Below are 10,182 nucleotides of genomic sequence, written 5' to 3'. Positions count from 1 at the left end.
AACCCCTCCAACATCTGCCGCACACAACCCCACGCATGACCCCGCTCCAGATCACGCCCACTACCCGCCACCAGCACAAAACCCGAACCCTGCGCCCACACCCGCGCCTGAGCCAACAAACTCGACTTACCGATCCCCGCCGGCCCCTCGAACAACACCACCGACCCCCACCCCAGCCCCCCCGCCCGCGCCAACACCTCCTCCACCAACCCCAACTCCACACCACGCTCCACCAACACATCCCCACCACGAACCGGCCGCACCACCGACCCCACACCACCACCGGACACCGACCCACCCACCACGACATCCAACCCCTCGTCATGACGAAGAATCGACGCCTCCAACCCCCGCAACACCGGCCCCGGATCCACCCCCAACTCATCAGCCAACCGCCGCCGCAACCGACCGAACACCGCCAACGCATCACTCGGCCGCCCACACCGATACAACGCCAACATCAACTGACGATGCAGCTCCTCATCGAACTGATGCCGCTCCGCCAAATGCTCCAACTCCGACACCAACGAACCATGCTCACCCAACGCCAAACGCGCCTCCGTCAACGACCAAGCAGCACCCCGCCGCACCCCCTCCAACCGCACCGCCTGCTCACCAAACCACCCCAAATCCTGCAAACCAGCCAACGCCCCACCACGCCACCACCCCAACGCCTCCCGCAACAACCCCGCACGCCGCCCCGCATCCACCTCACCCCCAGCCCGACGCACCAACCCCTCCACCACCTGCACATCCGTACAACCATCACCCAAATCGAACACATAACCCGGCGCCCGACCCACAATCACATCCCGCAACCCCAACTCACGCCGCAAAAACGACACATGACTCTGCAGCGTGTTGAGGGCGGTCACCGGGCCGCCCTCGGCCCAGACCAGGTCGATCATGCGTTTCGCCGAGACGACCTCGCGCGGCTGCAACGCCAGCGCCGCCAGCAACGCCCGCCGACGCAACCCCACCACCGGCCGCGCCACCCCATCCACCAACACCTCAACCGGACCCAGCAACCGCACCCGAGCGTCCATCAGCCCAACCCATCTGTCGTTCGAGAGATCCGAGACGAAGCACTTCGGTCACCGACCGATCCGATCGGGGCCGCCGAAGACGCCGGACATGTGAAGCACCAGCGACACGGCTGGGGCCATTGATGGGGCAGCGGGTGCCACCCCCGAAGCCAGGCCACGTACTCAGGGCGGCTCTACAGGTCACAGCCCGTGTCGTCGTTCCTTCGGCGTTCCGCTGGGTTCCACATCGGCCGGTTACGACGGCACTCCACCAGGACCGCAGGGTCACGCCTCATTCCGTCCGACATCACGACCTGGGCAGACAGCGGTCACGCCCCATGGCGTGCCGTACGGGCCCGGCTGATCCGCGACCTGGACCCGTGACCGAAGGGAGATCCGCGATGAACATCGATCCGGTGCTCGACCAGGCCCACGCGCACCTCGAACTGGCCAGAGCCGGTATGGACGTCTCGGCGGACCTGCTCCGAAGCCTGGCCGCACTGGACGAGCTGCCGTGGTCCACCCAGCGGTGGGAGGTCATCCGCGTGATACGCCTGGCGTTGCTGTCTTCGACCGGCGGTGACCACTTCCCGGCGGTGCTCGGCGACCTGCTCCCGCAGAGGCACCTCCTCGGCGAGGCCCCGGGCCTGCGTGGGCTGATCCTGCGCGACGGCGACACGCTCGGAGTGCCGTTCGCGGCGAACCCGTGGCAAATAGGGCCGAGTGCCCGCCTGGACGAGGCCATCACCCGTGTCTGGTCGGCCGTCGACGTGCTCGCTCCCGGATTCGTCGAGCGGCTTCGGCGGCGTCTGCTGGGGCTGGCCATGTTCACGGGCACGGCTGACGCGCCCGTGCTGGCCTACCTTCACTACCGTGAGTCGGAGCGCAGCACGGTCGACGGCGGGTCGCGGGATGCCTCACGCCCACCGTTCGACCGCCGGCACGCTCTCGCGTGGGCGCCTTTCGGCGACGTCAGCGCTTTCCTCGGCGACGCGCCGGCGCATCGGCCGCAGGTCAGAGACGGAGCGTGGCTACCTGCGCCGTTGCGCGCGCTGTACAGCGTCCACGGCGGCATGGGTGACGGCATGTGGCAGCTGTGGGGACCCGGGTTCGTCAGGCCCTGGAGTCAGGTGCTCGGCCACCACGAGCCGGCCCGAGTCCGGGTCGAAGGCAACGCACAGACCCGCCTGTCGAGCGAGCTGCTGGAATTCTTCTCCTACGGCGACGACCGCAGCGATGTGTTCGACCTCGCCGACGACCCTGACGATCCCCCGGTGCGGGCATGGGGTGACGGCATGCTGTACGCCCATCGCGGCGTGCCGTTCTGGGACTGGTTCGACGGGCAGGCGACGCTGTCGCTGCCGTAGCACGCCTGGTCGCCCTGACCAGGAAGCTCCGGCTCGGCGGCCGGGCGCTCGCTGGAAACACTGACCCTGGAGAGAATGACCACTGCTTCCAGCGAGCCGCGGGTCCGGGGCCGGGTACCCGCGTCGCCGCCCGGCCGGGCGAGAAGCCCCGAGGTGGTGCGCCTGTGCCGGCCGACCGACCGGCTCATGCTCGCAGCAGACGCTGATGCGGCGCTGAGCCGGACCTGAACCGTGGAACAGATTGGCCTCGATCGGCTCGTGGCGTTCAGCCGCGCAGCCGGTGGTGTCCGGCTGCGCGGCGCCCGGTCAGACCGAAGCCAGCGCCTCGGTGGGCGACAGGCGGGCTGCCCTGATCGCCGGATAGAGGCCGGCGATGCCGCCGACGACGATCGTGGCCAGCAGCCCCGCCCCCGCGGCCCAGCCGGGAACCACCGGTGGCCAGTTCTGCAACGTGGCATAGCCGGCGGTCACGACCGCGCCGAGACCTACCCCGCCCAGTCCGCCCAGCGTGGTCAGCAGCAGTGATTCGGTGAGGAACTGCAGCCTGACCTGTCCGCGGGTCGCGCCCAGCGCCCGGCGCAGACCGATCTCTGATCGCCGTTCCAGTACCGAGATCACCATCGTGTTCGCGACGCCCACTCCACCGACGACCAGACCCACCGCACCCAGGCCCAGTAGCAGGCCGTTGAAGGCGTGCTCGGTGGCGAGCTTTGCCGCGAGCGCGTCGGACGGCCTGGACACCGACACCAGATAGGGCTCCGCGGGGTTGGCGGTCGCCGCCAGGACCTCCCTGACCGCGGCCACCTGGTTGTCGACCGCGCGCACGTAGACCGTCGTGGGCAGACCATCCCCGCCGAGGTAGCTCGTGGCCGCGGCCGGGCCGATCAGAGCGGCGCTGTCGAGCTCCGGAACCAGGGTTATGGGCTGCAGAATCCCGACGACGGCGAAGTTCCTGCCACCGATCTGTACGAGCATGTCCGCAGCCGCGTCGAGAATGCCGAGTCGCTGAGCTGCTGCGGAGCCGAGCACGACACCCGGGTACGACGCGATCGCCGCGTTGAGCCAGGTGCCGCGGCTCATGCTGGTGCCCACCGTCTGCGGCAGGTCGAGCTCCGTGGCGTAGGCAACGATCCCGTTGGTCTGCTGTGCCGGCACCCGTTCGTTGCGGTAGACGTGCACCGTGTCGGGCAGGCGGCTGATCGACGCGGCGCTGAGCACCGGCGGGATGCGTTCGATCATGTTGGTCGCGTTCGGGGGGAGCCGGACGCTCTCGCCGGGACGTGACACGCTCTCGCTGCCGGCCACGGTGAGCAGATTGGTGCCCAGACCGTCGAGCACCTGCTGCAGGTCGGCCCGGCCGGACGAGGAGATGCCGACGACGGCCAGCATGGCGGCGATGCCGATGGCGATGCCCAACGCCGACAACGCGGCCCGCATTGGTCGGGTGCGCAATCCGACTGCACCGACCCGCAGCACGTCAGCCGGGGGCAGCCGCCGGGGCTGCAGCAAGGACCGCGCGCTCACGGTGCCACCGCCGTCGCGTCCCGCAGTTCTGCCACCGCCGCGCCGGTGTCCCGGCGCACCTGGCCGTCACGCACGGTGACCTGCCGCGGGAGTGCTGCCGCGACGTCGAGGTCATGCGTGATGACCAGCACCGTGGAACCGCCGGCGTTGAGGTCGCGCAGCAGCTCCATGATGCTCGCGCCGGTGGCCGTGTCGAGGTTGCCGGTGGGTTCGTCAGCCAGCAGCAGCGCGGGCCTGCCCACGATCGCCCGTGCGATAGCGACCCGCTGCCGTTCTCCGCCCGACAGCTCGTGCGGGCGGTGGTGACCGCGGTGGGCGAGCCCGACCCGGTCCAGCGCCTGTTCCGCGTCGCTTCTGCGGCCCTTGCGGGAGCGGCCCGAATACAGCAGCCCGTCGGCGACGTTGTCGACGGCGCTGACCGCCGGTGCAAGGTGGAACTGCTGGAACACGAACCCGATCGTGGTCGCCCGCAGTGTGGCGAGCTGCCGGTCGCTCAACTGCGCCAGGTCGTGTCCGGTGATGCGGACTGTTCCCGCGGTGGGCCGGTCCAGGGTGCCGACGAGGTTGAGCAGCGTGGACTTCCCGGAACCGGACGGTCCGACGACGCCGACCAGCTCTCCCGGCAAGATGGTGAGGTCGGTCGGTCGCAACGCGGTGACACCGCCCGGGTAGGTCTTCGTCACCCCGATGAGCTCCACCACCGGCGCCTCGGCGTTCGTCGCGGTCATCGGGCCATCCCCACGGTCGTTCCCTCGCGCAGTTCGGGGCCGCTGACCTCTACCTTCCCGTCCGCGAACAGGCCGGTGGTGACGGCCACGACGCGGCTGCCGCCGGACTCCAGCAGTTGTAGCCCGAACCCTCCCTCGGCCAGGGCGAGCAGCGCGCCTACGGGAACCACCAGGACGTCCGCGCGTTCCTGGACGACGAACCGCACCCGTGCCGGGCCGTCGTCGAGACCGTCCACGGCCTTCGGGTCGTCGAGCCGCAGCACCACGTCGAGCATCGGTTCCGGGCCACCGCGCCCCTGGTCGTCGGAGGCGGTGCTGACCGAACTCACGGTGCCGGTGACTTCGGTTCCGTTGGCCAGGGAGATGGTCGCCTTGGTCGACACCTTCACGATGGCCTGGTTGCGCTCGGGCACCGGTGCCGTGACGAGCCGGGTCGCCCCGGTCGTCTTCAGCAGCGGGCCGGTGGCCACCCCGCCCGCGGCTACCTCGTGTTTGGCGATGCGCACCGGCCCGACCGCGTAGACGACGCGGCCGAGTTCGACCTCACCGGTCTGCGCCAGGCCCAGGCTCTTCTGCCAGCGCCGGACCGCGCTCGCGGTCTGCGAGTTGAACTGCTCGTCGGCGGTGTGCTCCCGGTACCCGAGAGCTCGCAGGTTCTCCTCGAACTGTTTGACGTCCGCGCCCCGCGAGGCCGGCACCGCGGCGGGCGGCTGCTGGCCCTCGCCCTGGCCGGCCCCGGGCGTGGCACCCGGGTCCGGCGCGCGGCGGCCGGCCGTCAAAGTGCGGTATGCGGGCACCTTGCCATACATCAGGATCACGGGCGAGTCGTCGATCCGGAAAAGGGTCTGCCCCCTACTGATTACCTTGCCCACCGGCGGCAGCTCGGTGACCGTGCCGGTCAGGCGGCTCTCCACGCCGCGTTCGGGGCCGTAGCCGAGTTCGCCCTGCACAGTCATCACGTCGATGAGCGTCGTACGGGTGATGGTGCCGGTGTTCGGCGCCGGCGGCGCGGTGGCCGGCATTGTGTCCGGCCGCCGCAGCACGGCGAACAGCACTCCGGCGCCACCGACCGCAAGGCCTGCGGCCGCCACGACGACGGATCTGCGGGACAGGCGCCGTCGGCCGATGCCGGGACTCGGCACGGGCCTGAAGTCTGCCACCGCCGGACCGGCGGGTTCCGCTGCGTCGTGCGTCATCGGCCACCGCCTGCGGGGTCGTCGATGGTGTGTCGGCAGGCGGCCTCGGCCGCTCGGTACTCGGGCCGGTTCGCATCGTTCGGGTCGGCCGGATAGTGGACCATCCCGTCGGCGTCCGGCTCGGCCCACGTGACCTCAAGGCCCTGCTTCTTCAGGCACTCGGCGAACGGCCGGTCGCGGGCGACGTCCTTGGGGTCTGCCTTGACCGGCCAGGTCGCCGGCAGGTGCTTCTTGCACTTCTCGAACTCCTCGGTGAGGACGATCGGTCCCCAGCCGGCCTTCGTGGGCTCGGCGTACTGCAGCCGCTGCCCGATCACCGGATCGTCGATCTTGACGCCCTGGTCGTTCATGCAGCGGGTGTACCGCAACGCCTTGTCGTAGTCGCTCTCCCGCTTACTCGGTGACGGGGCCACGGATGCGCCCGTGCTGGGGGTGGTCTGCGGCTGGGCGGTCGGCACCTCGGGAGCTGCCGGGTCCGAGCAGGCCGTGCCCAGGCCGACCAGCGCCGCCGCGAACAGCCCTGCGAGCGCGACTCTTGTTCTTTGCACCTTGTCCTCCAGTGTCACGGGGAGCGTTGACGTCCCCACGCGCGGCGCCCGTCGAACGGGCCGGCCGGCGTGGACCCACCGCCTTCCACGGTGTCGGGTGATGACACGGACCTCCGGCGACCGGAGGTTGCCTGGGCGAGGTCGAAGACCTGAACACCGCGCGGCCCGACGACCCACAGGCCCGTGCCGTCGGCCAGCCAGCCGCATCGCCGAACACGGCCGTCCGCCCAGGCCGCGGCCACCGGACGCCACGTCGCGACGTCCCAGACGCGGATCGGTCCCGCCCCGTCCGTGGTGGCCGCCCAGCGCCCGTCCGGCGAGGGCGCGACATCGCCGGTCGCCAGCTCGACGGCTCTTTCGGTGAACAGCCCGAATTCGCCTTCTTCGACGTATGGTCGGATCGGCAGGGCGTCGGCGGTGAAACCGTACTGGTTGGCGTGCAGCCCGACCAGACCCACCCACGCCTCGTCCGGGCTCGCCACGCAGCGGTGCAGGACGCCGTGCCACCCGCCTCGGTCGAGCCGGAAACCCTCGTTCGTGTCCCAGAACTGCACCATGCCGCCGTCGACGGCACCGATCCACCGCCCGCTCGCCGCCACGATCGCCCCGTCGAGCACGGCCCCGTCGAGCTGAGCCCGTAGCTCGCCGTCGAAGTCCCAGATGCGGGCGCAGTCGGTGCCGCCAGCCGCCAGCCAGGATCCGTCCGGTGCGATGAGGCAGGCGGTGAGCGGGCCGAGGCCGCCGTCCCAGTCCGCGCACTCCTGCCAGGTGTCGGTCCGCCAGCACCGCACCCGGCCGTCGTCCCCGGTGGCGGCGAGCCGGCCGGCGGCGTGGGCGCAGCACCTGACGCGGCTGCCGCCGGTGGGCAGGTTGGCCAGCACGGCACCGGTACGCGGGTGGCGGACGCGCAGCATCCCGTCTCCGTCTACGGCGGCCAGCCAGGATCCGTCCGATGCGGCTGCCCATGTCGGCGGGTCACCGACGTCGGAGCAACGCCACAGAAGCCTTCCGCTCGCCTCGTCACGCACTCGCACGCCGGCGGCTCCGTGGACCGCGATCCACGGCCCGCACGGAGCGAGCACATGTCCCGGTTCGCCGTCGGGATCGTCGTCGGGCGTACTGGGGTCCGGCAGGGCGGTGTCCCAGACCCGGACCGTGCCCTCGTGTGCAGTCGCCAGCAGGGAGCCGTCGGCGGTGACGGCCCACCGGTCGATGCGGTCGCCGCAGTCGACCTCGGCGCGCAGGCTACCGTCACGCGAATCCCACAGCTGCACGTGATCATCCCGGCGAGTCGCCAGCCACGATCCGTCTGCGGCGACGAGGCAGGCGGCAGCCCCGTTGCCACGGGGTTCAAGGACGGTCCGGACCCTCCAGTCGCCGGTGTCCCAGACCCGCACCAGTCCGTCCCCGCCGGCGGTGGCCAGCCACGACCCGTCCGGCGACACCTCGCATCCGGTCAGCCGGTCCCGGTGTGCGCGCAGGGTCGCGGTGAGCGCGCCGTCGGCGGAGCACCATACCCTGGGCACTCCGTCCTCCCCAGCCATGAGCAGCCACGAGGAGTCGGGCGCGCCGATCCGCCAGTGCGGCCACGGCAGATCCCGGGCCAGCAGGGCCCGCCGCTGCACCGTCCGGGCGTCCCACAGGACCACGTCGCCCGACCGGTCACAGGTCACGACCCAGGACGAGTCCCTCGCGACGAGCTCGGCGAAGGTCGCGTCATGACGCTCGTGGACCAGGGTGCCCAGCAACCTGCCCGTCGCCGGGTCCCAGACTGTGCCGCCGCCGGGTCTGGTCACGAGCAGCCAGCTGCCGTCCGGGGCGGCTCCACCGCCCACGTGCAGTCCCGCGTCGGCCAATTCGCACCGCAGGCGCCCGTCGTGGCTGTTCCGGATCCGCACCGTGCCGGACCTGGCGGCCGTCGCCAGCCAGGTCCCGTCGGCAGCGGCGGCAAGATCGTAGACCGACTGATCCCCGGTTGTGCAGGTGAACCTGTCGGCGCCCAGGCCGTGCACCGCCGCACTGCCGCCGGTGTCGCGGACGGCCACCCAGGACCAGTCCGGAGCGAACACCGGACCGGAGCCCGAGACCACCTCCCGGCGCCCCGTGGGCAAATCCCACACGCTCAGCCGGCCGGTCGTCTGCACGGCCAGGCGGGTTCCATCCGGGGAGAACGCCAACGCGCCCGGCCTGTCGTCGAGAGCGTACGACGCCGACAGCGCCTTGCCTGGCTGCGGCATCGTCGACCAGCGGGTGGACAGGCGCACCGGCGTCGGGCCGGTGCCGGCCGCGGGTGGCGTGCCCTGTGCTCTGGCGATCAGGTCGAGCAGCGCATCCCGGAGCGCTTCGGCGGGCGAGCCCGGATGATCCCGCAGGACACGCTCGTCGTGGGCACGCGCGGCTTCGAGCCTGGACGCCGAACGGGCCAGTGCTGCTGCCAGCCGCCGGTCCGCGGCCGTGCCGTGGCGGAGGTCGCCCACGGCCGATCCGACCTCGGTCGCGGCGATCACGCGGTGGATCCAGCGCGCCTCGCGACTCAGCGCCGCGGCCTCCGAGACCCGGCCGGACCGCCGCAGGTGCCGGCACAGCCAGCGATACAGGTACCGGCTGCCTGGCGGCAGCTGCCACCAGGGTGTCCCGACCTCGCCCAGGTCGCCGGACGGGGTGATGCCGTCGTGGGCGGCTGCCAGCAGCGCTTCGTCGGCGTGCCGCAGCGCCGCCGGTGAGTAGCGCAGGACGGCGGGGCGAACCGCCGCCGCGACCACCCCTGCGGCCTCGTCCTGCCGGCTGATCACGGACAGGAGGGAGAGTTCGTGGTGACCGCGTTCGGCGGCGGCCCGGGACAGGCCAAGGTGACCCGTCCAGTACGCGAGCACCACATCGGTCTCGACACACTCGCCGGGCACGAACACGGCCAGCGCGTCCAGGCACGCGGCGGTCTCAACACTGACGAGGTCACGGGCAGCCAGGACGTCGGCTTCCGCAAGTACGTACGAGCCCCAGCTCATGGTCGACCCGCCGGCGCGACCGGCAGTCGCCTCCGCTTCTCGTGTCGATGCCTTCGCAAAGCCCCTCCATCCCGATCGGCGCAGCACCCCCTGAGCAGCCGTTCCAGGCCGTTCCGCCCACCGGTGACCTGACCCGACGGCGTACGCGTCAGCGTCGCTCCAGCAGGTGCGACTAGGTTCCGCGCGTGTTCCGACGATCGACATCAGCGGCGCCGCTGCGCCTGACCGTCCTGGCCACTGGCCTCTCCCTCGGGCTCGCTGCCTGCGGCGAGGCCGCCCCAGGCCCGAACGGCCCGGCCGATCCGGCGTTCGTGCAGCCTTCTGTGTCGGCGCCGACGTCCGCGTCGGCGTCGCCGCGGGCGGAGATCACCTCGAGCCCGGGCGCCGTCAGATCGACACCACCCCCCGCGAACGGATCCTGCGGAGTGTTCCCCGCGAACAGTGTGTGGCGGGCCGACGTGTCCAAACTTCCTGTGCACCGCTCCTCTGCCGCGCTCGTGAACAGCATCGGCGCGGCCTCGCGCATGCATCCGGACTTCGGTTCCGGGCTGTGGCAGGGCGCGCCGATCGGCATCCCCGTCACGACGATCAAACCCGGCCAGAAGACCGTCAAGGTCAGCTTCGAGTACGCGAGCGAGAGCGACAAGGGCCCCTACCCCGTGCCCGCCGACGCCAAGATCGAAGGAGGGCGCGACAGCAGCGGCGACCGGCACGTCATCCTCTATGACCCCGCCGCCTGCAAGGTGTACGAGCTGTACGCGGCGTACCCGGCCGGCGCGGGCTGGCGGG

General features: G+C 71.3%; 8 protein-coding genes. 2 read left to right on the top strand and 6 right to left on the bottom strand.

Annotated elements, in window-relative coordinates:
• A partial coding sequence (locus tag ACFQO7_RS37365; protein ID WP_376810825.1) for an AfsR/SARP family transcriptional regulator occupies positions 1–1,046 on the bottom strand: 1,046 nt, incomplete at its 3' end.
• Positions 1,047–1,441: 395 nt separating this feature from the next.
• Between ACFQO7_RS37365 and ACFQO7_RS37360 the strand changes: the two genes are divergently transcribed.
• Complete coding sequence (locus ACFQO7_RS37360) at positions 1,442–2,392, top strand: hypothetical protein (protein ID WP_376810824.1); 951 nt, start codon at positions 1,442–1,444, stop codon at positions 2,390–2,392.
• Between the two features lie 306 nt (positions 2,393–2,698).
• On the opposite strand, the gene ACFQO7_RS37355 is transcribed toward ACFQO7_RS37360, so the two are convergent.
• From ACFQO7_RS37355 to ACFQO7_RS37335, 5 genes are read right to left on the bottom strand one after another with little or no spacing between them, the layout of a single operon-like run.
• Positions 2,699–3,868: an ABC transporter permease gene (locus ACFQO7_RS37355; RefSeq protein ID WP_376810823.1), complete on the bottom strand. Its 1,170-nt coding sequence runs from the start codon at positions 3,866–3,868 to the stop codon at positions 2,699–2,701.
• A gap of 44 nt (positions 3,869–3,912) precedes the next feature.
• Entirely contained in the window at positions 3,913–4,617 is a 705-nt protein-coding gene (locus ACFQO7_RS37350) for an ABC transporter ATP-binding protein (RefSeq protein WP_376810826.1), read from the bottom strand.
• A gap of 23 nt (positions 4,618–4,640) precedes the next feature.
• Positions 4,641–5,840 carry a peptidoglycan-binding protein gene (locus ACFQO7_RS37345; RefSeq protein WP_376810822.1) on the bottom strand — a complete coding sequence of 400 codons (1,200 nt, stop codon included), beginning with the start codon at positions 5,838–5,840 and terminating at the stop codon, positions 4,641–4,643.
• Positions 5,837–6,388 carry a hypothetical protein gene (locus ACFQO7_RS37340; RefSeq protein ID WP_376810821.1) on the bottom strand — a complete coding sequence of 184 codons (552 nt, stop codon included), beginning with the start codon at positions 6,386–6,388 and terminating at the stop codon, positions 5,837–5,839. The genes ACFQO7_RS37345 and ACFQO7_RS37340 overlap by 4 nt, the downstream gene beginning before the upstream one ends.
• A gap of 14 nt (positions 6,389–6,402) precedes the next feature.
• A complete protein-coding gene (locus ACFQO7_RS37335; RefSeq protein ID WP_376810820.1) occupies positions 6,403–9,393 on the bottom strand; it encodes a WD40 repeat domain-containing protein in 2,991 nt (996 codons plus the stop codon).
• A gap of 458 nt (positions 9,394–9,851) precedes the next feature.
• On the opposite strand from ACFQO7_RS37335, the gene ACFQO7_RS37330 reads away from it, so the two are divergent.
• Positions 9,852–10,182 (top strand): hypothetical protein (locus ACFQO7_RS37330; protein ID WP_376810819.1); only part of this gene is annotated, 331 nt, incomplete at its 3' end.

The organism is Catellatospora aurea, assembly GCF_042663325.1.
GTDB lineage: Bacteria > Actinomycetota > Actinomycetes > Mycobacteriales > Micromonosporaceae > Catellatospora > Catellatospora aurea.
This window is presented reverse-complemented; position numbering and strand designations above follow the sequence as displayed.

Bases quoted from the DNA above. Each gene is read 5' to 3' on its own strand.
- ACFQO7_RS37345 (WP_376810822.1), bottom strand. From the start codon at position 5,840: ATGACGCACGACGCAGCGGAACCCGCCGGTCCGGCGGTGGCAGACTTC.
- ACFQO7_RS37335 (WP_376810820.1), bottom strand. From the start codon at position 9,393: ATGAGCTGGGGCTCGTACGTACTTGCGGAAGCCGACGTCCTGGCTGCC.